This is a genomic window from Streptomyces roseirectus, from assembly GCF_014489635.1.
In the GTDB taxonomy this organism is placed as follows: domain Bacteria; phylum Actinomycetota; class Actinomycetes; order Streptomycetales; family Streptomycetaceae; genus Streptomyces; species Streptomyces roseirectus.
The window spans coordinates 228,338-253,155 of record NZ_CP060828.1; the positions used below are offsets into that span (position 1 = coordinate 228,338).

At 74.1% G+C, this 24,818-nt stretch carries 18 protein-coding genes; 16 read left to right on the plus strand and 2 right to left on the minus strand.

The features are described 5' to 3' along the window. The first annotated feature begins 9 nt into the window (after positions 1–9). From IAG44_RS00750 to IAG44_RS00820, 15 genes are read left to right on the plus strand one after another with little or no spacing between them, the layout of a single operon-like run. Positions 10–2,181: a bi-domain-containing oxidoreductase gene (locus IAG44_RS00750; protein WP_187745183.1), complete on the plus strand. Its 2,172-nt coding sequence runs from the start codon at positions 10–12 to the stop codon at positions 2,179–2,181. Beyond that, positions 2,178–4,103 carry a heparinase II/III family protein gene (locus IAG44_RS00755; RefSeq protein WP_187745184.1) on the plus strand — a complete coding sequence of 642 codons (1,926 nt, stop codon included), beginning with the start codon at positions 2,178–2,180 and terminating at the stop codon, positions 4,101–4,103. Before IAG44_RS00750 ends, IAG44_RS00755 begins: the two co-directional genes overlap by 4 nt. Before the next feature lie 17 nt (positions 4,104–4,120). Further along, positions 4,121–5,644, plus strand: coding sequence for a right-handed parallel beta-helix repeat-containing protein (locus tag IAG44_RS00760; protein WP_187745185.1), 1,524 nt, complete (start codon positions 4,121–4,123; stop codon positions 5,642–5,644). Between the two features lies 1 nt (position 5,645). Next, positions 5,646–6,890: an O-antigen ligase domain-containing protein gene (locus IAG44_RS00765; RefSeq protein WP_187745186.1), complete on the plus strand. Its 1,245-nt coding sequence runs from the start codon at positions 5,646–5,648 to the stop codon at positions 6,888–6,890. 7 nt (positions 6,891–6,897) lie between these two features. Further along, positions 6,898–8,109, plus strand: coding sequence for a glycosyltransferase (locus IAG44_RS00770; protein ID WP_187752433.1), 1,212 nt, complete (start codon positions 6,898–6,900; stop codon positions 8,107–8,109). Beyond that, positions 8,106–9,341, plus strand: coding sequence for a class I SAM-dependent methyltransferase (locus tag IAG44_RS00775; protein WP_187745187.1), 1,236 nt, complete (start codon positions 8,106–8,108; stop codon positions 9,339–9,341). Before IAG44_RS00770 ends, IAG44_RS00775 begins: the two co-directional genes overlap by 4 nt. Further along, positions 9,338–10,114 carry a sugar phosphate nucleotidyltransferase gene (locus tag IAG44_RS00780; RefSeq protein ID WP_187745188.1) on the plus strand — a complete coding sequence of 259 codons (777 nt, stop codon included), beginning with the start codon at positions 9,338–9,340 and terminating at the stop codon, positions 10,112–10,114. Before IAG44_RS00775 ends, IAG44_RS00780 begins: the two co-directional genes overlap by 4 nt. Further along, complete coding sequence (locus IAG44_RS00785) at positions 10,111–10,758, plus strand: PIG-L deacetylase family protein (RefSeq protein WP_187745189.1); 648 nt, start codon at positions 10,111–10,113, stop codon at positions 10,756–10,758. Before IAG44_RS00780 ends, IAG44_RS00785 begins: the two co-directional genes overlap by 4 nt. A 3-nt stretch (positions 10,759–10,761) precedes the next feature. After that, on the plus strand, positions 10,762–11,787 hold the full coding sequence (locus IAG44_RS00790) for an NAD-dependent epimerase/dehydratase family protein (RefSeq protein ID WP_187745190.1): 1,026 nt from the start codon (positions 10,762–10,764) through the stop codon (positions 11,785–11,787). Positions 11,788–11,804: 17 nt separating this feature from the next. Continuing rightward, positions 11,805–13,058: a DUF4910 domain-containing protein gene (locus IAG44_RS00795; protein WP_425508509.1), complete on the plus strand. Its 1,254-nt coding sequence runs from the start codon at positions 11,805–11,807 to the stop codon at positions 13,056–13,058. Further along, on the plus strand, positions 13,055–14,380 hold the full coding sequence (locus tag IAG44_RS00800; RefSeq protein ID WP_425508416.1) for an MATE family efflux transporter: 1,326 nt from the start codon (positions 13,055–13,057) through the stop codon (positions 14,378–14,380). Before IAG44_RS00795 ends, IAG44_RS00800 begins: the two co-directional genes overlap by 4 nt. Continuing rightward, entirely contained in the window at positions 14,380–15,327 is a 948-nt protein-coding gene (locus IAG44_RS00805) for a glycosyltransferase family 2 protein (RefSeq protein WP_187745193.1), read from the plus strand. Before IAG44_RS00800 ends, IAG44_RS00805 begins: the two co-directional genes overlap by 1 nt. Continuing rightward, on the plus strand, positions 15,324–16,538 hold the full coding sequence (locus tag IAG44_RS00810; protein WP_246561344.1) for a polysaccharide pyruvyl transferase family protein: 1,215 nt from the start codon (positions 15,324–15,326) through the stop codon (positions 16,536–16,538). Before IAG44_RS00805 ends, IAG44_RS00810 begins: the two co-directional genes overlap by 4 nt. Further along, a complete protein-coding gene (gene rfbC, locus IAG44_RS00815; RefSeq protein ID WP_187745194.1) occupies positions 16,535–17,086 on the plus strand; it encodes a dTDP-4-dehydrorhamnose 3,5-epimerase in 552 nt (183 codons plus the stop codon). Before IAG44_RS00810 ends, rfbC begins: the two co-directional genes overlap by 4 nt. A 1-nt stretch (position 17,087) precedes the next feature. Then, entirely contained in the window at positions 17,088–18,413 is a 1,326-nt protein-coding gene (locus IAG44_RS00820) for a glutamate-1-semialdehyde 2,1-aminomutase (RefSeq protein WP_187745195.1), read from the plus strand. Positions 18,414–18,928: 515 nt separating this feature from the next. Here IAG44_RS00820 and IAG44_RS00825 read toward each other — a convergent pair. Both IAG44_RS00825 and IAG44_RS00830 read right to left on the minus strand, forming a co-directional pair. After that, positions 18,929–19,636 (minus strand): phosphatase PAP2 family protein, encoded by a 708-nt coding sequence (locus IAG44_RS00825; RefSeq protein WP_187752435.1) that lies wholly within the window; start codon positions 19,634–19,636, stop codon positions 18,929–18,931. 211 nt (positions 19,637–19,847) lie between these two features. Further along, positions 19,848–23,690, minus strand: a complete 3,843-nt coding sequence (locus tag IAG44_RS00830) for an nSTAND1 domain-containing NTPase (RefSeq protein WP_187745196.1) — start codon at positions 23,688–23,690, stop codon at positions 19,848–19,850. A gap of 199 nt (positions 23,691–23,889) precedes the next feature. On the opposite strand from IAG44_RS00830, the gene IAG44_RS00835 reads away from it, so the two are divergent. Further along, on the plus strand, positions 23,890–24,759 hold the full coding sequence (locus tag IAG44_RS00835; RefSeq protein WP_187745197.1) for a hypothetical protein: 870 nt from the start codon (positions 23,890–23,892) through the stop codon (positions 24,757–24,759). Positions 24,760–24,818 lie beyond the last annotated feature (59 nt).

Below are 24,818 nucleotides of genomic sequence, written 5' to 3' on the forward strand. Positions count from 1 at the left end.
CAGCTTCGGGTGAAACAGGTTGTGCAGAACTACAAGAACGGTGAGCTGGCGCTGCTGGACGTGCCGGTGCCGGGGTGCAAGCCGGGCGGGGTGCTGGTGCGCAGCCTCTTCTCGCTGATCTCCACGGGGACCGAGCTGATGAAGGTGTCCGAGGCGGGGATGTCGATGGTCGGCAAGGCGCGCTCCCGCCCCGACCAGGTCGCCAAGGTCGTGCAGAGCGTGGCCGTCAACGGGGTGCCCGCCACCTATCGCAAGGTGATGGGCAAGCTGGACTCGTACACGCCGCTGGGCTACTCGCTGTGCGGGGTGGTCGAGGAGGTCGGCGCCGGCGTCGACGACGTGAAGGCCGGTGACCTGGTGGCGTGCGCGGGCAACGAGCACGCGCTGCACGCCGAGTTGAACTGGGTGCCGAAGAACCTCTACGCCCGCGTTCCCGAAGGTCTCGCGCCGGATCACGCGGCGTTCGGGACGGTCGGTTCGATCGCGTTGCAGGGGGTGCGGCGCGGGGAGCCGCAGCTCGGGGACGTCGCCCTCGTGATCGGCCTCGGGCTGATCGGCCAGTTGGTCGTGCAGTTGCTGACCGCGTCGGGCGCCCGGGTGGTGGGGGCGGATCCGGATCCGGCGCGCTGCGCGCTGGCCGAGCGTCTGGGCGCGGTGGCGTGCGGGGATCCGGCGTCGTCCGTGGTGGAGGCGGCGGTCGCCGACCTCACCGACGGGCACGGTGTGGACCAGGTGTATCTGGCGGCGGGGGGTTCCAGCAATCAGCCGGTGGAGCTGGCGGCGCGGCTGAGCCGGGACCGGGGGCGGGTCGTCGACATCGGCAAGTGCCGGCTCGACCTGCCGTGGAACGCGTACTACGAGAAGGAGCTGGACGTCCGCTTCTCCCGCAGCTACGGTCCCGGGCGCTACGACCCGGAGTACGAGCTGGAGGGGCGTGACTATCCGGTCGGGTACGTGCGCTGGACCGAGCGCCGCAACCTGGCGTGCTTCCTGGACCTGGTGGCGCGGGGCCGGGTCGACGTGGCGCCGCTGGTGTCGCACACCGCCGACTTCGCGGACGCCGTGGAGACGTACCGGAGCCTGAAGGACGGCGACCTCAAGGCCGTCGCGGTGCTGTTCCGCTACCCGGAGCAGCAGGAGGCGCCGCCTTCGCCGGCCATACCCGCCGTGCCCGCCGTGCCCCGGCCGAGCGCGCCCCGGCCCGCGCGGACCCCGGTGCGGCTCGCGTTCGTCGGCGCCGGGAACTACGCGACGTCGATGCTGCTGCCCCACCTCGCCGGGCGCGACGGCGTCGAACTGTCCACGGTCGTGACCACGACCGCGCTGTCCGCCGCCAACGCCCAGCGCAAGTTCGGCTTCACGGAGGCGACCACCGACCTCGACGCGGTCCTCGGGGACGACGCCGTCGACGCGGTGTTCGTCGTCACCCGGCACAGCTCCCACGCCGAGCTGGCCCGCAGGGCGCTGCTGGCCGGGAAGGCGGTGTTCGTGGAGAAGCCCCTCGCGCTCTCCGAGGAGGAGCTGGCGGGGGTGCTCGCGGCGGTCGAGGAGTCCGGCAACGACCGGATCCAGGTCGGTTTCAACCGCCGTTTCGCGCCGCTGCTGCGGGAGGCGAAGGAGCGGTTCGGGGCGCGGACGGGGCCGGCGAACCTGCGCTATCTGGTCAACGCGGGCCGCCTCGACCACGGGAGCTGGTATCTGCGGCAGGCCACCGAGGGGTCGCGGTTCGCCGGTGAGGGCGGGCACTTCGTCGACACGGCGAGCTGGCTGCTGGACGCCGACCCGGTGTCGGTGCACGCGAGCGCGACGCCCGGTGACGACGACCTCCAGGTCGTGCTGCGCTACCCGGACGGCTCCACCGCGACGGTCAGCTATGTCACGACCGGCCCGGCGGGCTTCCCGAAGGAGACGCTGGACCTGGTCGCGGACGGGCGGGCGCTGCGGCTCGACGACTTCGTGCGGGCGTCGGTCTACGGGCGCAAGCGGTGGGTGAGTTCACGGCTGCCGAAGGCCCGCGACAAGGGGCAGAACGCCGAACTCGCCGCGTTCGTCAAGGCGGTGCGCACCGGCGGCCCGATGCCGGTGCCGCTCGGTTCGCTGGTGGCGACGACGGCGGCGACGCTCGCCGTGCGGGCGAGCCTGGCGAGCGGGGCGCCGGTGACGCTGGCGGCGGCCCGATGACCATGGGCGCGGGCTGGTACCTGCGGCGTCTGTCGCGGATGGGGCCGCGGGAGGTGGGCGGCCGGGCGGGCGACGCGGTGCGCCGGCGGCGGTGGCGTGCGGTGCGGCCCGTGTGCCCGGAGGTGACCGGGGCCGCGTTCACCGCCGTGCTGCCCGAGGGTGCGCTCGCGGCGGTGGCGCCGGACGCGGTGAAGCGGCTGCTGGCCGACGCGGAGCGGCTGCTGTCCGGGCACGGCGAGTGGTTCGGAGTGGTCCGTGACGACCTCGCCGACCCGGACTGGTGGTACGACCCGAAGACCGGGCGCCGCGCGCCGTGGGGGTACGCGTTCGACGTGCCCTACCGCGACGAGGACGCGATCGGGGACGTCAAGCAGATCTGGGAGCCCTCACGGCACCAGTACCTGACCGTGCTCGCCGCCGCCTACGCCCTCACCGGTGACGAGCGGTACGCGGAGCGGGTCGCCGCGCACCTCAGGTCGTGGTGGGCGGCGAACGCGCCGCTGCGCGGGGTGCACTGGACCAGCGGGATCGAGCTGGGCATCCGGCTGCTGTCGTGGGTATGGATCCGCCGTCTGCTGGACGGCTGGGCGGGCGCGGCGGCCCTGTTCGAGGGCAACCCGGTCGCGCTGAACCAGATCTGGCACCACCAGCGCTGGCTGGCCGCGTTCCCCAGCCGGGGCTCCTCGGCCAACAACCACGTGATCGCGGAGGCCGCCGGGCAGGTGGCGGCGGCGTGCGCGTTCGGCTGGTTCCCCGAGTCGCCGCGCTGGCGGGCCGACGCGCTGCGCTCCCTGGACCGGCACCTGCGGGCCAACACCTTCCTGTCCGGCGTCAACCGCGAGCTGGCCTCCGAGTACCACGGGCTGGTCCTGGAGCTGGGCCTGGCCGCGCTCGCCGAGGCGGACACCGCGCGCGTCCCGGTCCCGGCGACGGTCCGGCTGGTGCTGCTGCGGATGACCGACGCGCTCGCGGCCGTCGTCGACGACCGGCTGCGCCCGCCCCGGCAGGGGGACGCCGACGACGGGCACGGGCTGGTCCTGGACGGGGCGGGCACCGGCCGCTGGGGTTCGCTGCTGGCCACCGGCGAGGCCGTGTTCGGGCGGCTCGACTGGTGGCCGCGGGTGACCGGCACCGACGTCCGCACCCCGCTGCTGGCCTCGCTGGTGACGCCGTTCACGGCCGGGGTCCGTCCCGCGCGGCGGCCCGCGCACTTCGCGGACGCCGGGCTGAGCGTGCTGCGCGGGCCCGGAGGGATCTGGGTGCGGTGCGACGGCGGGCCGCACGGGTTCCTGTCGATCGCCGCGCACGCGCACGCGGACGCCCTGTCCGTGGAGGTGCGCCACGACGGGGTGGACGTGCTCGCCGATCCGGGGACGTACTGCTACCACGGGCAGCCCCTGTGGCGGCGGTACTTCCGCTCGACCCTCGGCCACAACACCCTCGAACTCGACGGCGCCGACCAGTCCCTCTCAGGCGGCCCGTTCCTGTGGACCCGGCACGCGCGCACGCGCGTCCTGGCCGCGACCGACCAGCGATGGTGCGCCGAGCACGACGGCTACCTGCCCTCCGTGCACCGCCGCCGCGTCGAGCTGACGGGCCGCGAGCTGAGGGTCGTCGACGAGGTGAGCGGCGAGCCGCGTGCCGTGCGGCTCGCGTTCCACCTCGGGCCGGACGTCCGCGCGGAGCTGGCCGGGGAGCGGGCCCGGCTGACTTGGAGCCGGGACGGCGAGGAGCGCTCGGCGACGCTCGACCTGCCCAGGGAGCTCCAGTGGCGGGCGCACCGTGGCGAGAGCGATCCGCCCCTGGGCTGGTACTCCCCCGGCTTCGGCCGCAAGGAGCCCGCCACGACGCTCATCGGCACCGGACACAGCGACGGCGCGCGGGAGTTCACGACCGTGCTCGCGTTCCACGGCCAGGACTAGGAGAGGGGAGGGGAGACGTGGGGATCTCGTGGCGGGCCTGGCCCGTGGCGGCGCTGGCGCTGCTGGCGGTGGCCGGCTGCGACGACGGACCGTCGGACACGCGCGCGGAGCGGGCCTCGGCCGCGCCGACCGCCGTCTCATCCGGTGTGGCCCAGGTGTGCGACCGGCCGGCGTCCGGTCCGGCGACGGCACCGAAGGGCGCGGTGAGCGTCGACCCCGCCGTCCCCGGTGACCTGGCCGCGAAGACCAGGGCGCACCCGGCGCGCACCACGTTCTGGCTGCGGCCCGGCGTCCACCGGCTCCCGCCGGACCGGTACGCCCAGGTGATCCCGAAGGACGGGAACGTCTATCTCGGCGCGCCCGGCGCGGTGCTCGACGGCCGCAAGGTGAACCAGTACGCGTTCGGGGGCGGCGCCCACGACGTCACCGTCCGGTATCTGACCGTGCAGGGGTTCGTCGCGCCGCACGACGAGGGTGTCGTCAACCACGACTCGGCCGACGGCTGGGTGATCGAGCACGCGACGATCCAGCACAACTCCGGGGCCGGGCTGATGGCGGGGGCCCGGCAGCGGGTGCGCGGGAACTGTCTGCGGAACAACGGGCAGTACGGCATGAACGCCTACAAGAACGGTGACCGGATCACCGGTCTGGTCGTCGAGGGCAACGAGATCACCGGCAACAACACCGGGGACTGGGAGCGGAGGAAGGAGGGCTGCGGCTGCACCGGGGGCGTCAAGTTCTGGGCGGTGGACGGGGCCGACGTGCGCGGGAACTGGGTGCACGGCAACCGGGGCACGGGGCTGTGGGCGGACACCAACAACAACGACTTCCTGATCGAGGGCAACCTGATCGAGGGCAACGACGGGGCCGGGCTGATCTACGAGACCAGCTACAACGCGGTGATCCGCGAGAACACGTTCCGGCGCAACAACTGGGTCGAGGGCCGCCGTTACGCCGAGCGGGGCGACACGTTCCCGTTCGCGACGCTGTACCTGTCCGAGTCGGGCGGCGAGCCGCGCGTGCCCGCCCGGACGGCGAAGATCGACGTCCACGGGAACGTCCTGGAGAACAACTGGTCCGGGATCACCCTGTGGGAGAACGCCGACCGGTTCTGCAACAGCCCGGCGAATACGTCGTCCGGTGACTGCACGCTGCTGGTGCGCGACACGGCCCGCTGTGTGCGGCCGGGGATCGCGCGGGCGCCGCTGTACGGGGACTGCCGGTGGAAGACGCAGCGCGTCGACATCCACGACAACCGGTTCGTGCTGGACAAGTCGGTCGTCGACTGCGCGGCGATGTGCGACCGGATGGCGGTGCTCGCCAACTACGGCACCTACCCGGACTGGTCGCCCTACCAGGGCGAGCGGGTCGCCGAGGCGATCACGGGCGCGCAGCACAACCGCTGGCACGACAACGAGTACGTCGGCCCGTGGACGTTCGTCGCGCACGACCCGAGCCGGGTCCTGGACGTCGGGCAGTGGCGGGGCGCGCCGTACCGGCAGGACACCGGCAGCACCTTCCGCACGCGGGACGGGGGCTGAGATGGGTACCGGGCGCACGTCGAAGGTGGTCGGGCTGGTGTGGGGGCTGCTGATCCTCAACACGCTGGGTTCGGCGGGGGCGAAGACGATCGTCCCGTTGCCGCGGTCGCTGATCCAGATGGCGACGATGGGGGCGCTGGTCGCGGCGTTCGCGCTGGCGCTCGCGGTGAACGTGCGGCTGCGGGTGCGGCCCAGCGCCTATCTGCTCCTGCTGACGCTGCTGCTGGTGCCGAGCGTGCTGGCGAGCGCGCATCTGGAGTCGGGGTTCGGTGCGCTGTTCCGGTGCGCGCGGCTGGCTCTGTTCGTCGGCACGCTGTGGCTGCTGAGCCGGTGGTGGGACGGGGGCGAGACGTTCGTCCGGCATCACATCCGGACGTACTTCGTGGTGCTGGGGTCGGTGGCGGCCGGGCTCGCGGTGTCGCCGGGGGCGGCCATGCCGGAGCTGTACGGGGGGCGGCTGGTGGGCGCGCTGTGGCCGCTGACGCCGCCGCAGATCGGGCAGTACGCGGCGGTGATCATCGGGCTGACGGTGCTGCTGCTGGTGGGGCGGCGCACGGGCGGCCGGAGCGCGGCGCTGGTGATCGTGCCGTCGCTGGTGTTGCTGGCGCTGACGCACACGCGGACGGCGACGCTGGGGCTGCTGGTGGGGCTGGTGGTGGCGGTCGGGTCGCTGGTGCTGACCAGCGGGGCCGCGCGGCGGTTCTTCACGGGGGCGGTGGTGATCACGGTGGTGGTGGCGGTGGGGTTCGCGCCGCTGGTCCAGGCGTGGTTCCTGCGCGGGCAGAGCCAGGAGAACTTCACGAGTCTCACCGGGCGGGCGAAGGTGTGGGACGCGCTGCTGGCCGCGCCCCGCTCGACGACGGAGCACCTGTTCGGGGCGGGGCTCGGCGACAAGTCGTTCGCGGGGCTGCCGATCGACAACAGCTGGCTGGCGGTCTACCACGAGCAGGGCATGACGGGGGTCGTCCTGGTGGGGGCGTTCCTGGTGGTGCTGGGTGCGGTGGCGCTGCTGCGGCCGCCGTCGCTGGGGCGGGCCTGCGCGTTGTTCCTGATCACCTACTGCGCGATCGCCTCGTACACGGAGGCGGGGCTCGGTGACGCGTCGCCGTATCTGCTGCACCTGGCGGTGGCGGCCTCGCTGCTCGCGACGCCCGCCGCCACCCCGGCCGACCGGCTCCCCCAGCCTCTCGGCCCTTCCCAGCCCCTCGGCCTTTCCCGGCCGCCCCTCGACACAGAGCGGAGGTGACGTGAGCATGCACGTCCTCGTGGTGCACAACCGGTACGCGTCGGCGCAGCCGAGCGGGGAGAACAGGGTCGTCGACCAGGAGGTGGCGCTGCTGCGCGGGGCCGGGCACCGGGTCGAGGTGTTCGAGCGGCGCAGCGACGACATCCCGGGCCGGTCCCTGCCGGGCAAGGCGGCGCTGCCGTTCCTGGTGCCGTGGAACCCGGGCGTCCGCAAGGAGCTGGCCGCGCGACTGCGGGCGGCGCGGCCGGACGTGGTGCACGTCCACAACGTGTTCCCGCTGCTGTCGCCGGCGGTGCTGGCGGCCTGCGCGGACGCCGGGGTGCCGGCGGTGGCGACGCTGCACAACTACACGCAGGTCTGTCCGCCGGGCACGCTCCAGCGCGACGGCCGCCCGTGCGCGGAGTGCGTCGGGGGTTCGCCGCTGCCCGCCGTGCGACACGGCTGCTACCGGGGGTCGCGGCTGGCGACGGTGCCGCTCGCGGTGAGCCTGTCGGTCAACCGGCGGCGCTGGTGGTCGGGGGTGGAGCGGTTCTTCTGCATCTCGGCGGCGCAGCGCGAGGTCCTGGTGCGCTCCGGGATGCCCGCAGGGCTGCTGGCGGTGAAGCACAACTTCGTGCCCGATCCGGGGAGTTGCCGCAGCGGGCCCGGGGAGCACGTGCTGTATCTGGGGCGGCTCGCCGAGGCCAAGGGCCTGCGGCTGCTGATGGCCGCGTGGGACGGCCTCGCCGCCGGCGGCGGGGTGGGCGTGCCGCTGGTGATCGCCGGGACGGGGCCGCTGGAGGCGGAGGTGCGGGCGTGGGCGGCGGGCCGGGACGACGTGCGTTTCGCCGGCCTGTACGACACGGCCCAGTGTCAGGACGCCGTCGCGCGGGCGGTCGCCGTGGTGGCGCCGTCGACGTGGCTGGAGACGTTCGGGCTGGTCGTCGTGGAGGCGATGGCGGCCGGGGTGCCGGCCGTCGCCGCGGGCCACGGGTCCTTCGTCGAGCTGATCGAGGACGGGGTCACGGGGCTCTTGCACCGGCCGGGCGAGTCCGGCTCGCTCGCCGCGTGTCTGCGCCGGATCACGTCCGACCCTGCGTTCGGCAGGGAGCTGGGCCGGGCGGCCCGGCACCGCTACGAACAGGGCTTCAGTCCGGCCGTCGGGCTGGAGCGCCTGCTGGAGGGGTACCGCGCCGCGATCGCGGGGCGGACCGGATCACTTGGGGGGCAACAGAAATGACAGGATGCCGGCTCTGCGGTTCGGCGGCGCTCGCGAGCGTCGTCGACCTGGGGGCGACACCGCCGTGCGAGAGCTTCCTCGCCGCGGACGAACTGGACCGGCCCGAACCGGCGTACCCGCTGCACCTGCGGGTGTGCACGGAGTGCTGGCTCGCGCAGATCCCGCCGCTGATCACACCGGAGGAGACGTTCACGCAGTACGCGTACTTCTCCTCGTACTCGACGTCGTGGGTGGAGCACGCGCGCGCCTTCGTCGACGGCGCCGTGCGGCGGCTGGGGCTTGGGCCCGACGCGTTCGTGGTCGAGGTCGCGAGCAACGACGGATATCTGCTGAAGCACGTGGTGGACCGGGGGATCCGCTGCCTGGGCGTCGAGCCGTCGGTGAACGTGGGCGCCGCCGCGCGCGAGGCGGGGGTGCCGACGCTGACCGCGTTCCTCGACCCGCGGACGGGGGCGGAGGTACGGGCCGAGCACGGGCCCGCCGATCTCGTCGTCGCCAACAACGTGTACGCGCACATCCCCGACGTCGTCGGTTTCACGCGGGGGCTGCGCGCGCTGGTCGCCGACGACGGCTGGGTGTCGATCGAGGTGCAGCACCTGCTGACGCTGATCGAGGAGAACCAGTACGACACGATCTACCACGAGCACTTCCAGTACTACTCGGTCGCCGCCGCGATCCGGGCGCTGGCCAGCGGCGGGCTCACGCTCGTCGACGTGGAGCTGCTGCCCACGCACGGCGGGTCGATCCGGCTGTGGGCGCGCCCGGCGGAGGTGGCCGGTGAGCCGTCGCGGAGAGTCGCCGAGGTCCTGGACCGGGAGAAGGCCGCCGGGCTCCAGGAGCTGTCCGGGTACACGCAGTTCTCGGCGCGGGTGGCGAAGGTGCGCCGCGATCTGCTGCGGTTCCTGATCGACGCGGCCGAGCGCGGGGAGACGGTCGTCGGGTACGGGGCGCCGGGCAAGGGCAACACCCTGCTCAACCACTGCGGGGTGCGCCCCGACCTGCTGCCGTACACCGTCGACCGCAACCCCTACAAGCACGGCCGGTTCACGCCGGGCGCGCGTATCCCGATCCTGGCGCCGGAGCGGATCGCCGCGGACAAGCCGGACTACGTGCTGGTCCTGCCGTGGAACCTGCGCGCCGAACTGACCGAGCAGTTGTCGTTCGTCCACGCGTGGGGCGGGCGGCTCGTCTTTCCCATACCGGAACTGAGCGTTGTCGGGGGCACCTCATGAAGGTCGTACTGTTCTGCGGCGGTTACGGGATGCGGATGCGCAGCGGTGCCTCCGACGACGTGCCCAAGCCGATGGCGATGGTCGGTCCCCGGCCGCTGATCTGGCACGTGATGCGCTACTACGCGCACTTCGGGCACACCGAGTTCATCCTGTGCCTGGGCTACGGGGCGCACCACATCAAGGACTTCTTCCTGCACTACGAGGAGACGACGTCCAACGACTTCGTGCTGCGCGGCGGGCGCACCGAGCTGCTGTCGACGGACATCGCGTCGTGGACGATCACGTTCGTGCAGACCGGCGTCGAGTCACCGATCGGGGAGCGGCTGCGGCGGGTGCGCGAGCACCTGGACGGCGACGAGATGTTCCTCGCCAACTACGCGGACGTCCTCACCGACGCCCCGCTGCCGGAGATGATCGAGAAGTTCGCGGCGCGGGACGCGGGGGCGTCGATGATGGTGGTGCCGCCGCAGTCGTCGTTCCACTGCGTGGACCTGGGCGACGACGGACTGGTGGGCGGCATCACCCCGGTGAGCGAGCTGCCGCTGTGGGAGAACGGCGGCTACTTCGTGCTGCGTCAGGAGGTCTTCGACCACATCCCGGAGGGCGGTGACCTGGTCGCCGACGGGTGCGCGGAACTCGCCAAGCGGGGGCGGCTGGTGGCGCACCAGCACCGGGGGTTCTGGAAGCCGACGGACACGGTGAAGGAGCGGGCCGCCCTCGACGAGGCGTATGCGCGCGGCCGGCGTCCGTGGGCCGTGTGGGAGCGGGTGTGATCCGGCTCGGCGCCGGGCCCCTGGAGCGGGTGGTCGCGGTGGGCGCGCACTGCGACGACATCGCGATCGGCGCGGGCGGCACCCTCCTCGCCCTGTGCCAGGGGCGTCCCGGCCTGCGGGTGGACGCGCTGGTCCTGTCCGGCGGCGGCGGTCCGCGCGAGCTGGAGGAGCGGGCCGCGCTCGCCGCGTTCTGTCCGGGCGCCGACCTGCGCCTGACGGTCCTGAAACTGCCGGACGGCCGGGTGCCCGCGCACTGGGACGAGGCGAAGGGCGCCGTCGAGGAGCTGCGCGCCCGCACCGAACCGGACCTGGTGCTGGCCCCGCGCACCGACGACGCCCACCAGGACCACCGCTGCCTGGCCAAGCTCATGTCGACGGCGTTCCGCGACCACCTCGTCCTCGGCTACGAGATCGTCAAGTGGGACGGCGACCTCGGCCGCCCCGCCGCCTACCAGCCGCTGTCACCGGAGACCGCCGAACGCAAGGTGGCCCTGCTCCAGGAGCACTATCCCTCGCAGCGCCACCGGCCCTGGTACGACCGGGAGGCGTTCCTCGGCCTCGCCCGGATCCGCGGCATCGAATGCCACGCCCGCTACGCGGAGGCGTTCGCCGTCACCAAACTCACTCTCGACCTGGGGGAATGAACTGTGCGCGTACTGCTGACCGGGCACCAGGGCTATCTGGGCACCGTGATGGCCCCGGTCCTCGCGGCGGCCGGCCACGAGGTCACCGGCCTCGACGCCGGCCTGTTCGCCGGCTGCGTCCTGGGCCCGGCGCCCGCCGACCCGCCGGGGCACCGCGTCGACCTGCGTGACGTCACCGCCGAGCACGTCGCCGGTGTCGACGCCGTGATCCACCTGGCCGCCCTCTCCAACGATCCGCTGGGCTCGCTGGCCCCGCAGCTCACCTACGACATCAACCACCACGCGTCCGTGCGCCTGGCCCGGCTCGCCCGGGACGCCGGGGTGAAGCGGTTCCTGTACGCGTCGACCTGCTCGGTGTACGGCGCGGCGGGCGGTGACGCGCTGGTCGGCGAGGACGCGCCGCTGCGCCCGGTGACGCCGTACGCGGAGTCGAAGGTGCGGGTCGAGGACGACCTGCACACGCTGGCCGACGGCGACTTCAGCCCCGTCTACCTGCGCAACGCGACCGCGTTCGGCTACTCGCCCCGGCTGCGTGCCGACATCGTGCTGAACAACCTGGTGGGGCACGCGCTGCTGTCCGGTGAGGTGCTGGTGCTCTCGGACGGCACGCCGTGGCGTCCGCTGGTGCACGCCGCCGACATCGCGCGGGCGTTCACCGCCGCGCTGGAGGCGCCGCGCGAGGCGGTGCACGACCGGGCGTTCAACATCGGCAGCGAGGTCAACAACGTGACCGTCGCCGAGATCGCCGGGCAAGTCGCCGAGGCGGTGGCCGGCGCGAAGGTCGTGATCACCGGGGAGAACGGCGCCGACCCGCGCTCCTACCGGGTCGACTTCTCCCGCTTCCGGGAAGCTCTCCCGGGGTTCGACTACGAGTGGACGGTGAAACGCGGCGCGCTCGAACTCGCCGACGCCTACCGGTCGTTCGAGCTGACGCGGGAGGACTTCGAGCAGCGCTTCACCCGCCTCGCGGTCCTGCGCGCGGCGTCCGAGGAGGGCGCGGTGGACGAGACGCTGCGGTGGCGCCGGTGAGCGGGCCCGGCGACGACATGTACGCGCTGGTGGAGCGGCTGTACCCGCTGTGCCGCAGCATCACCGGCGACGGGGTGCGCGCCACCTTGGAGATCGTCGGCGAACTCCTCCCGCTGACCGTGCACGAGGTGCCGACCGGCACGCAGGTCCTGGACTGGACGATCCCGCAGGAGTGGAACATCCGGGACGCGTACGTCGCCGACGCGGACGGCCGGCGCGTCGTCGACTTCGCCGCGTCGAGCCTGCACGTGCTCGGCTACAGCGTGCCGGTGCACCGGACGATGCCGCTGGCGGAGCTCCGCGCCCACCTGCACACGCTGCCTGAGCATCCCTCCTGGGTGCCGTACCGCACCAGCTACTACCAGCCCGCCTGGGGTTTCTGCCTGGCCCAGGAGACGCTGGACGCATTGCCGGACGGCGACTACGAGGTGCGGATCGACTCGACGCTGGCCGACGGCCACCTCACCTACGCCGAGCACGTGATCCCCGGTCAGGTCGCCGACGAGGTGATCGTCTCCTGCCACGTCTGCCATCCGTCGCTGGCCAACGACAACCTCGCCGGGATCGCGGTGGCGACGTACCTGGCCCGCGCGCTGGCCGAGGGCAACCCGTACTACACGTACCGGTTCGTCTTCGCGCCCGGCACGATCGGCGCGATCACCTGGCTGGCCCGCAACGCGGACCACGTCGACAAGGTCAGGCACGGCCTGGTGCTGGCCTGCGCCGGGGACGCGGGGCAGCTGACGTACAAGCGGTCCCGGCGCGGCGACGCCGAGATCGACCAGGTGCTGCGGCACGTCCTGGCCGCCTCCGGGCGCCCGCACCGCGTCACGGAGTTCACCCCGTACGGGTACGACGAACGCCAGTACTGCTCCCCCGGGTTCGACCTGGGTGTGGGCTCGCTCAGCCGGACCCCGTACGCGGGGTATCCCGAGTACCACACGTCGGCGGACGACCTCGGTTTCGTCTCACCGGCGGCGATGGCCGACACGCTCGCCGTGTGCCGGGAGGCGTTCGCGGTGCTGGACCGCAACCGGCGCTACGTCAACCTCAGCCCGTACGGGGAGCCGCAGCTGGGGCGGCGCGGGCTGTACGACGCGCTGGGCGGGCGCAGTGACGCGAAACAGGCCCAGATGGCGATGCTCTGGGTGCTGAGCCTCGCGGACGGGGAGCACGGTCTGCTGGATGTCGCCGAGCGCTCGGGGCTGGCGTTCGACACCGTCGCCGCGGCGGCCGACGCCCTGTGCGGCGCCGGGCTGATCAAGGCGTGACGGCGGTGCGCGCCACGACCGGGGCCGGGTCCGCGAAGTCCGCCGAGCCTGCCAGGTCCGCCCGGCGGGCCCTGGTCGGGCGGCTGTCGTGGGGGCTGGCGGACCAGGCGGCGTCCAGCGTCTCCAACTTCGTGGTGGGCGTCTACGTGGCCCGCTCGCTGGGGGTGACCGCGTTCGGGGTGTTCAGCCTGGCCTGGGTGACCTACGGCGTGGTGCTGAACGTGTCCCGGGGGCTGGCCACCGATCCGCTCGTGGTGCGGTTCAGCGGTGTGCCGGAGTGGTCCTGGCGGCGCGCGGTGGCCCGTGCGACGGGGACGGCGCTCGGGGTGGGGACTCTCCTCGGCGCGGTGTGCCTGGTGACGGGGCTCGCGCTCGGCGGGCAGGTGGGAGCGGCGTTCGCGTGTCTGGGCGTCCTGCTGCCGGGGCTGCTGCTCCAGGACGCGTGGCGGTTCTCGTTCTTCGCGGCGGGCGCCGGGCGCAAGGCGTTCGTCAACGACGTCGTGTGGGCGCTAGCGCTCGTCCCGGCCCTGCTGATCGCGGCTCGGGTGGGCGGCGTGGGCGCGTTCGTGCTGGCGTGGGGGGCGTCGGCGGCGGTCGCGGCCGGGTACGGCGTCGTGCAGTGCGGGGTGCGGCCCCGGGTCGGTCAGGCGCGCGGGTGGCTGCGCGAGCAGCGCGACCTCGGCTACCGGTACCTGGTGGAGAACGTCAGCCTCAGTGGGGCGAGCCAGGTGCGGGCGTACGGGCTCGGCGTGATCGTCGGGGTCGGCGCGGTGGGGGCGGTGCGGGGCGCGGAGCTGCTGCTCGGGCCGTTCCTCGCCGTCCTCATGGGCCTGTCGCTGGTGACCGTCCCGGAGGCGGCGCGGGTCCTGCGCCGGGCGCCGCACCGGCTGGGCCGGTTCTGTCTCCTGCTGGGCGGCGGGCAGGCCGGCGCGGCGCTGCTGTGGGGCGGGGCGCTGCTGCTGATGCCGGGCCGGGTGGGTGAACTCGCCCTCGGTGACGTCTGGCAGTCCGCGTCCGAGCTGATCGTGCCGATCACCCTGGGGGTCGCGGGCGCCGGGCTCGGCACCGGCGCGGCGGCCGGGCTGCGCGCCCTCGGCGCCGCCCGCCGCAGCCTGCGCTGCCAGCTCTACGCCTCCACCGCCTACGCCGGGGGCGGCCTCGGCGGCGCCGCGCTGGCCGGCACGGTCGGCTCGGCCTGGGGGGTCGCCGCCGCGACGCTCAGCGCCTCCGCCGTGTGGTGGCTCCAACTGCGCTCCGCCCTGCGCGCGCACCGCCCCGACACCGATCCCGAAACTCCTGAAGTTCCCGAATCGAGGACCTGATGACCGACCGTCCCAGGCTGAGCATCGGCCTGCCCGTCTACAACGGCGAGGAGTACCTGGCCGAGTCGTTCGACGCGCTGCTCGGGCAGACGTACGAGGATTTCGAGCTGGTCGTCTCCGACAACGCCTCGACCGACGGCACCGAGGACGTCTGCCGCCGGTACGCCGCGAAGGACTCCCGTATCCGCTACCTGCGGCTGCCCCGCAACATCGGCGCGGCCCCGAACCACACCTACGTGTTCACCCAGTGCCGCGGCGAACTCTTCAAGTGGGCCTCGCACGACGACCTGTACGCCCGCGACCTGCTGCGGCGCTGCGTCGAGGCGCTGGACGAGCGGCCCGAGGTGATCCTCGCCCACGCGGACCAGGCCGTCATCGACGGCGACGGCCGGGTGACCGTGCCCTACGCGTACACGCTCGCGACCGCCTCCCCGCACGCGCCGGAGCGGTTCCGCAGCTTCCTGTTCGAGGCCGGCGGCGACGACTTCTACGGCGTGATGCGCGCCGACGTGCTGCGCCGTGTGAAGCCGCACGACAGCTACCACCACGCGGACCGCACGTTCGTCGCCCAGCTCGTCCTCAGCGGGCCCTTCCACCAGGTGCCGGAGCTGCTGTACTTCCGGCGCGACCATCCCACGCGGGCCGAGCGGGCGAACCCCTCGAAGCGGTCCCGGTGCGTCAACCTGGATCCGCGCCGGGCGGGGTTGCTGCATCCGACGCCCCGGCTGCTCGCCGAGTACGTGTGGGGGTTCGTCTCGGCGATCCGGCGGGCGCCGCTGTCCGCGGCGGACCGGCGGGCCTGCTACAGGCATCTGGCGGCGTGGATGAGCAGCAGGGCGCGGCCGGGCGCCGGGGAGCGGGTGGAGGACCGGGCGCCGGTCGATCCGGCGTCGCTGACGGTGTCGGTGGACGCGCTGGTCGCGGGCCGGGAGGGGCGGGGGACGTGAGGTCTCGCACTCACCGGCCGTCCCGGCAACGCCCCGTGCGCGTCGGCGTGTTCGGGCTGCTCGGCTCCGGGAACCTCGGCAACGACGGGTCCCTCGAAGCGCTGCTCGGGTACCTGCGTGCCGCGCGCCCGGACGCGGTCGTGGACGCGCTGTGCGGCGGGCCCGAGGCCGTGTCCGCGCGGTTCGGGATCCCGGCGACGCGGCTGCACTGGTACCGGGGCGAGTACCGGACGGCGTCCCGCGCGGGCGCGGTCGTCGGCAAAGGGATCGGGAAGCTCGTCGACGCCGTCCGCACCGCCGCCTGGGTGCGCCGGCACGACGTGGTGATCGTGCCGGGCATGGGCGTCCTGGAGGCGACGCTGCCGCTGCGGCCCTGGGGGTTCCCGTACGCGCTGTTCCTGCTGTGCGCGAGCGGGCGGCTGACGCGGACGCCGGTCGCGCTGGTCGGGGTCGGGGCCGCCCGCATCGGGAGCCGGCCGGTGCGGACGCTGGTGCGCTGGTCGGCGCGGCTCGCGGCCCACCGCTCCTACCGCGACGACCTCTCGCGGGAGGCGATGCGGGCGATGGGCGTGGACACCTCGCGCGACGCGGTCCACCCCGACCTGGCGTTCGCCCTGCCGGCGCCGCCCGCAGGCCCGCCGTCGGACGTCGTCTGCGTCGGCGTGATGGCCTTCCACGGCGGCAACGACGACCGGGCGCGCGCCGAGGAGATCCACCGGCGCTATCTCGACGGGACGGTCCGGTTCGTGCGCGCGCTGGTCGCCGAGGGCAGGCCGGTGCGGCTGCTCACCGGGGACGGCGTCGACGCGGCCGTGGTCGAGACGATCCTCGGCGCGGTGGACTCGCCGCTGGTCAGCGCCGCCGAGACGGCGTCGCTCGCCGACCTGATGAAGGAGACGGCCGCCGCCGGCGCCGTCGTCGCGACCCGATACCACAACCTGATCTGCGCGCTGCGGGCCGGCACCCCGACGCTCGCCCTCACCTACGCGGCGAAGAGCGGCGCGCTCATGGACCGCATGGGGCTGGCCGCGTACTGCCACCCGGCCGACGAGGTCGACGCCGAGCGGCTGCTCGCGCGGTTCCGGGAGCTGGAGAAGAACGCCCCCGACCTGCGGCGGGTCCTCGCCGAGCGCAACCTCGCCGCCGCCCGGGAACTCGACGCGCACTTCACCGCCCTGACCATGGCCCTGTTTCCTGCGGAGGTTTCGTGAAAGCGACCGAAGTACCGGCGATCGCCGGCGCGTTCCTGTTCGAGCCGACGCCGTACGCCGACGAACGCGGCTTCTTCTGCCGCACGTTCGACGCCGAGGTGGTCCGCTCGGTGGGCCTCGACCCGGACGCGTTCGTGCAGGACAGCCTGTCGCGGTCGGTGCGGGGCGTGCTGCGCGGGCTGCACCTGCGCTCGGGCGCCGGGGAGGCGAAGCTCGTGCGGTGCTCCTACGGGCGGGTCTTCGACGTCGTCGTCGACCTGCGCCCCGACTCGCCGACCTACCTGGGGCAGGCGCACGTCGAGCTGTCCGGGGAGACGCAGGTGACCCTGTACGTCCCGGCGGGGTGCGCGCACGGGTTCCAGGCGCTCACCGAGACCGCCGACGTCTCGTACCGCATCGACCGGCCGCACGACCCGTCCGAGGACGTCACGATCGCGTTCGACGACCCCGAACTCGCCGTGCCCTGGCCACTGCCGGCCACCTCGGTGTCCCGGCGCGACCGCGAGGCACCGAGCCTCGCCGACGTGCTCAAGCGCAGGGAGGGCTGACATGGACGCCGGAGAACCGCGCCTGCCCCGGTCCCGGGCCGCCAACGAGCGGCTGCACGCCCTGGTCCCCGGGGGCGCGCACACCTACGCCAAGGGCGACGACCAGTACCCCGAGCACCTGGCGCCGGTCATCAGCCACGGGCTCGGCGCGCACGTGTGGGACGTCGACGGCAACCGGTACATCGAGTACGGCTCCGGTCTGCGCTCGGTCAGCCTCGGGCACGCCCACCCCCGGGTGGTCGAGGCCGTGCGACGGGAGGTCGGGCGGGGCACCAACTTCGTGCGGCCGTCCTTCGTCGAGGTCGAGGCCGCAGAACGGTTCCTCGCGACAGTGCCGACCGCCGAGATGGTCAAGTTCGCCAAGAACGGCTCCGACGCGACGACCGCCGCCGTCCGCCTCGCCCGCGCCGTCACCGGGCGCCCCCTCGTCGCGCTCTGCGCCGACCATCCGTTCTTCTCCGTCGACGACTGGTTCATCGGGACGACGCCGATGTCCGCCGGGGTGCCGTCCGCGACGGGCGCGCTGACCGTGACGTTCCCGTACGGGGACCTCGCCGCCACGGAAGCGCTGCTGGCCCGGCACGCCGGGGAGATCGCCTGCCTCGTCCTGGAGCCGGCCACCCACGCCGAGCCGCCGCCCGGCTATCTCGCCGCCCTCCGCGACCTCGCCCACCGGCACGGGTGCGTCCTCGTCTTCGACGAGATGATCACCGGGTTCCGCTGGTCCGAGGCGGGCGCGCAGGGCCTCTACGGCGTCACCCCCGACCTCTCCACCTTCGGCAAGGCCCTCGGCAACGGGTTCGCGGTCTCCGCGCTGGCCGGACGCCGCGAACTGATGGAACGGGGCGGGCTGCGCCACCCCGGCGAGCGGGTGTTCCTGCTCTCCACGACCCACGGGGCGGAGACCCACTCACTCGCCGCCGCCATGACCGTGCAGGCCATCTACACCGAGGAGGGGGTAACGGCCCGGCTGCACGCCCTCGGGGAACGGCTGGCCGCCGGGGTCCGGGAGGCGGCCGCCGCTGCGGGCGTCGGTGACCACGTCGTCGTGCGGGGGCGGGCCAGCAACCTCGTCTTCGCCACGCTGGACGAGGAACTGCGGCCCTCCCAGCCCTACCGGACCCTGTTCCTGCGGCAGTTGCTCGCGGGCGGGGTGCTGGCACCGTCGCTCGTGGTCAGCGCCGCGCTGGACGAGGCCGACATCGACCGGACCGTCGAGGTGGTGGGTCAGGCGTGCGCGGTCTACCGGAAGGCACTGGACAGCGGAGGGCCGGGGGCATGGACCGGGGGGAGGCCGGTGAAGCCGGTGTTCCGGAGGCTGGCGTGAGGGGGGCGGTCCGGGGCCGGGCGGTGTTCCGGAGGGCGGCCTGAGCAGGGCGGTCCGGGGCCGGGCGGTGTTCCAGAAGCCGGCCTGAGCAGGGCGGCCCGGGGCCGGGCGGTGTTCCAGAAGCCAGCCTGAGCAGGGCGGCCCGGGGCCGGGCGGTGTTCCAGAAGCCGGCCTGAGCAGGGCGGGCCGGGGCCGGGCGGTGAGGCCGGTGCTTCGTGGGTCGGCCGAGCGGGGCGGGCCGGGGGCAGAGGGTGAGGCCCGTGTTCCGGAAGCTGGCCTGAGCGGGATGGGCCGGGGGGCAGGGCCGTGACGGAGGCTGGCCTGAGCGGGATGGGCCGGGGCAGGACGGTGAAGCGGTGTCCCGGAGGCCGGCGTGAGCGGGGCGCTCCGGGGGGCCGGGCGGTGTTCCGGAGGGCGGCCTGAGCGGGGCGGTCCGGAGCCGGGGGGTGAGGCCGGTGTTCCGGGGGTCGGCTTGAGTGGGCTCGTCCGGGGGCGGTGGGGTGGGTGGCGTGGTGTCAGCGGGGGTGGTGTGGGCCGGTGTCGGGGGTTCGGTCCGGGAGTCGGGCCGCCGTGCGGTCCACCGCCCAGGCCGTCGCCGGGGTCGCCGCCAGGGCGGTGCAGCAGCCGCCGAGGACGTCGGTCGGGTAGTGGGCGCCGAGGACGACCTGTGCCCAGCCCATGAGGGCGCCGGCGGCCAGCGCCGAGCCGAGGACGAGTGCCGTGCCGGCCGCCCGTCCGAGGCCGAGGCGGCTCGCGGCGAGCAGGGCGACGGCCAGGGCGAGCGCCGTGAGGAAGGCGGTGTGGCCGCTGGGGTAGGACAGGTTGCCGGCGCCGTGGATGGTGCGCCCCGACACGTGCTTGAGCAGCGTCGCCGCGACGACACTCGTCCCGGTGCCGGCGACGACGAGCACGGCCGCCCTCGGCCGCCGCACCACCAGGCACCCGAGCACGGCGGCCCCGATCAGCGGCACCGCTCCCCCGGGCTCCCCCAGGAAGTCGACGGCGAGCGCGAACCGCCGCCACGGCTCCCCCACCCCCTCGACGGCGGCCCAGATCCGCTCGTCCACCGCGCCGGGCTCCCCGTCACCGGCGAACAGCACACCGAGCACGGCGACGACCGTCGCGGCGAGGACCGCGCACAGCACGAGCGGCACCCACAACACCGGACCGACGAGGGGACGACTCGCCCTCAGCTCCCCCGCAGCCGTACGCCCGCCGCCCATCAACGCCCCCTCGCCGCCGCCGACTTGGCCCTCCCCAGGAGCCACGGCCACCCTAACCGCCGCACGGCCCCGCCCCAGGGCCACGGCATCGGGTTTCCGTCATACCGGGGTCATCGGTGACGGACGGACTTGGCGCCCTGATCCGACCCGACACCCCCGCGACGCGGCTGCGGTGGGTCACCTGGCCACGCTCCCACGGCCCGCCGTCGGTTCACCCCCGGTCCGGGCACGTGCGCCGGTACGGGATGCCGGGCAGGTGCCGGCGCCACTCCGCCGCCGAGAGGCCGTCGGCCACTCGCCGGCAGACGTCCCGGGCCGCCCGGTCCGGGGCGAGGCCGTAGGCGCGCGGTGGGGTGCGAGCGCCCGCCACGCGGAGTTCCGTGCCGTCGGGGCTGAAGGCGAGGGCCCGGACGGTGTCGCCGGGGGTGAGGAGGGGGAGGCCGATGCGCTGGCGGGAGGCGGTGTCCCAGAGCCGGATGAAGCCGTCCTCGAAGCCGACGGCCAGCATCCTGCCGTCGGGTGAGAACGCCAGCGCCGACACGTACCTGTCCGCGACCCCGGCGAGGACACCCAGCCGGCGGGTGAGGCCGCCGTCCCACAGCATGGTCCGTCCGGACGCGTCCCCGGCGGCCAGGTAGTGCCCGTCCGGGCTGAAGGCGAGTGCCGAGGTCTGCCCGGGACTCTGTGCCTCGGGCGGACGCACGCCGCTGGGCAGGGCGACCGCCTGGCCGCTGGAGGTGACGAGCAGACGCCCGTTGGGGCGCAGCGCCAGGTCCCCGTTGACGTGGGGCATGGTCTTGACGAGGGTGCTGCGGGCCGGGTCCCAGACGTCCGTCGCGCCGTACATCGGGACCTGCGAGGTGATCAGTGACGCGTCACGCGGGCCGAACACGAGCGAGACGATCAGGTCCTGGTCGTAGGGATCGTCCTTCACGAGGCGCGGTGAGGCTGTCACACGGCGGCAGGACATGTCCCACAGCGATACCCGCGGGGGAGGCTTGAGGCTGAGGGGGTTCTCACTCACGCCGTAGGCGAGAGTCCTTCCGTCGGAACTGAAGGCCATGAGCACCTCGCAGTGATTCGGATGGTTCGCGCTCACCTTCCGGCACGGCACCGCCGGCAGTTCGACGTCGCCGACACGGAAGCGGACATGGCCGGTTCTCTCCATGACCTGGGCTGTCGCCAGCGTTCTTCCGTCGGGGCCGAAGAGCGCCTTCTGCGTGTCGGGACGCCAGTCGTCGGTGAAGACGTCGCGGAGACCGAGGGTCCGTACGGCGGATCCCCAGTCACCAAGTGGTCCGCCGATGTACCGGATCCAGCCTTCTCCCGGGTCGACTCTGAGGTCACTGACGGCCTCTGCGGGCAGCTCGTACCGGAAGACGGGGGCATCCGGGGTGTCCGTCCGCCACAGCTGGATCTCGTCGACGCCGGCTGCCGCCAGGAACCGGCCGTCCTCGCTGAACGCGATGGTCTGCACCGCCTCTCCTTCGAAGACCACCGCTTCCCCGCCTGACCGGATGTCCCACACGCGGACGTCGTCTTCGGTGACCAGGGCCAGTCGGTGACCGTCCGGGGTGAAGTGCACCCGCTCGTTCTGGCACTGGTACCGCGAGGGGCGAGGAGCCCACGGCGTGGGGAGCCTGCGGCGTTCGGCGATGTCCCAGAGTTGCAGAGGCTGTCCCGGGACGCACAGCGCCAACAGGCGGTCATCGGTGGTGACGGTGGCGTCCGGGTAACCCGCGCTGTCCGGGTATGTCCTCCTCTCTTTCCCCTTGCGCAATGCCTGGGCGATGGTGAGTTCCCTACCTGCGGCGGACGCTCGACGCGGCGTCCCGATATCGAGCAGGACTCGCCTGCGCTCCGTGTCCCACAGCCGGACCCGGTGCTCGGACCGGGTGTGGTCGTACGCGATGAGGCTGCGCCCGCTCGTCCCCATCTCGACCCCCTCGTCGGCGGGGCCCAGCGCATCGCCGTCCTGTCTGCCCGTGGACAGGTCCACGAGCGCGACCTTCCCGGCCATCTGGCCGTACGGGTCGACGAAGAACGGCAGCCACCCCCCGTCCGCCCGCATCGCCGCCACCGACTCCCGCCGCGCCCCCAACCCCGGCATCACCGCCACCTTCCGCCGCTCCCCCACATCCCACCGGGCCACTTCCCGCTCCCCGACGCTGACCAGCGTCCGTCCGTCCGCGCTGAGGTGCCGCATCGTCCCCGTGGAGCTGTCGGGGTCGGTGAACGCGTCCTGTTCGGGCTGGGCCATGGCCCCGAGGAGCGCGGAGCGGGTCTCGGGGAGGTCGGCGATGCGCCAGGCCGCGACGCTGAGCCGCATGGCCGTGCGGGGATCGGACGTGCGGAGGCTGTCCGCGACGCCGGCGACACGGCGGGCCTCGGCCTCGGTGCGGCGGCGTTCGCCGGCCTGGTTCTGCTGCCAGGCGACGAGGCCGGCGAGGAGGCTGAGGACGAGGAGGAGCGTCAGCGCGAGAGTACGGGCGCGCCGGTGGACGCGTTCGCGGTCCCGGGCGGCCAGCCCGGCGGTGAGGAACCGCCGCTCCAGGGGCGTGAGGTCGTCCCGTCCGCCGGACGCGGCGCAGTGCTGTTCGGCGAGGGTGAGGCGCAGACCCCGGTAGAGGGAGCCGGGATCGTGGCCGAGCGCCTGCCAGGTGCGGGCGGCCTCGGTGAGGTGGCGTTGGACGCGGAGCCGGTCGCGGTCCTCGTCGATCCAGGCACGCAGCCGGGGCCAGGAGGTGAGGACGGCCTCGTGGGCGAGGTCGACGGTGTCCCGGTCGAGGGTGACGAGGCGGGCGCGGGCGAGGCGTTCGAGGACGAGGTCGGCGTCGGCCGCCGGGCCGGGGCCGAGCGCGGTGACCTCGGCGCGTTCGGCGGGGCGGCGGGTGTCCTGGCTGCCCTGGCCCGGTGTGACCAGGCGGAGCAGGATCCGGCGGGCGGTCTCGGCCTGGCCGGGGGTGAGGCGGCCGTGGAAGTCCTCGGCGGTGCGGGCGACGGCGCCTCTGAGGCCGCCGGCGCCGTCGTACGCTGCCTCGGTCAGGACGCGGCCCCTGCGGCGGTGCCAGGTCTCCAGCAGGGCGTGCGACATGAGGGCGAGGCCGCCGGGCTCGTCGGTGACCTCGTCGGTGATGCGGGCGGTCAGGGCGCGTTCGACGACGAGGCCGCCGAGGGCGGCGGGTCTCACGACGGCCTCGCGCAGTTCGTCCTGGCTCATCGCGGCGACCAGCAGCGTCGCGTCCTGGGCGGCTTCGGCGAGGGGGCGGTGCCGGGCGAGGTGGCCGTAGAAGTCCCCGCGTACGGCGACGACGACACGCAGGCCGTGTTCGGGCCGGGCGGCGGTGCACAGCCGGTCGAGGAAGCGCAGCCGCTCGGTGGCGTCGGCGCACAGGGTGAAGACCTCTTCCAGCTGGTCCACCACGATCAGCGTGCCCCTGGGGGCGGTGTGCGGGTCGAGGGTGGCGGCATGGGTGCGGTCGGGGTGTTCGCCGGGGGTGAGAATCCGGATCGCGGCGGGCCCGGTCCAGGCCGGTCCGGTCTGCTGGGGGTCGGCCTGCTGAAGGCCGGTCTGCTGGAGGCGGGCGATCAGTCCGGCGCGCAGCAGGGAGGACTTGCCGCTGCCGGAGGGGCCGGCCACGACCACCAGGTGTCTGCGCCGGACCAGGTCCAGCAGCCGGCCGGTGAGCTGGTCCCGGCCGAAGAACCGGTCGGCGTCGTCGACACCGAAGCGCGCGAGGCCGAGGTACGGCGGCTCGGTGTCCTCGTCGGCGGCCCTGGCCTCCTCGGCGGCCTCCCGTGCGGCCTCGTGCCAGCGGCGCTCCCATTCCGCGCGGTCTCCGCCGCAGGCGCCGGCGTAGGCCAGGGCGACCGCGAGGGACGGCAGCCGGTCCCCGGCGGCGGCCTGCGCGAGGGTCGCGGTCGAGTAGTGGGCCTTGGCCGCCATCGCCCGGTAGGTGAGGCCGCCAGCGTCCCTGCGCAGCTTCCGCAGTTCGTGGGCGAAGCGTGCGGCCGGCCCGTCCGCCGGGTCCAGCGGTCGTTCACGACGCCCCATGACTCCCCCGTCGGCTCGGCGCTCTCCGGCCCGACGCTACGAACCCCCGTCGCCTGCGGACAAGACGCCGTCCCGCCAATCGCCCGGGGGCCACGGGATTGTCCGGAGCGGCGAAAGGGGTCTGCCGGACAATCGGCCGGCGGCGAAAGCTGAGGTCACAGCGTCCTGACCGACCACGATCGACGGGGGAGCAGCATCCGTGCGACACACCCTCATCGCGCTCGTCGCCCTCGGCGCGCTCAGCGCGTGCGCCGTCCGGGCGTCGGATCCCGCGCCTGCCCCGGAGCTGACGGCCGCTCAACTGGACCGGCTGGAACGGGCGGAGGCGGGCCTCGTCCGCACCTGCATGGCCGGGCACGGTTTCCGGTACTGGCCCGCGCCGCCGGCCGGGGACGAGGAGAAGTACCACGCCGACTTCGTGCTCGACGACGTCGCCTGGGCCCGCGTCCACGGCTACGGCAGCCGCAGCCCGCGCGTGGTGCGCGCCCGGCAGCAGCGCAACCCCAACCAGGTGTACGTGGAGTCGCTGTCGGGCGCGCGGCGGGCGGCGTACGCGGCCGCCCTTGACGGCACTTCGGCGGACGGTGTCCTCACCGTGCGGCTGCCCACCGGCGCGACGGCCGCGACGCCCCGTGGCGGCTGCCGGGCCACCGCGCAGCAACGACTCTACGGCGACCGGGAGACGTGGTTCCGGGTCAGCGGCGTCGCCATGAACCTCACACCTCTGTGGGTGCCGGACCTCGTCGGGGACCCGCGGTTCGGCACGGCGCTCACCGCCTGGTCGGCCTGTATGCGCCGCGCGGGGCACTCCTACGCCGACCCTCAGGAGGTCCGCGCCGCCCTGCCCGCGCTCACCGAAGGGCTCACCGAGGCGCAGGCCCGTGCCGCCGAGTCCGGGCTCGCGGTCACCGAAGCGCGCTGTGCCCGCGACGTCGCGCTCGCGGACACCGCGCGCGCCCTCAAACGCGTCTACCTCGCGCGGGTGAGCGCCCGGTACCGCACGGAGCTGGCCGCCTACGGCCGTCTCCAGCGCGAGGCCCTGGCCCGCGCCGACCGCGCCCGGGGCTGAGGCCCCGCCGCAGAAGCCTCCGCACACCGATGTGCGGACGTTCGTCCCGGTCACCGGGA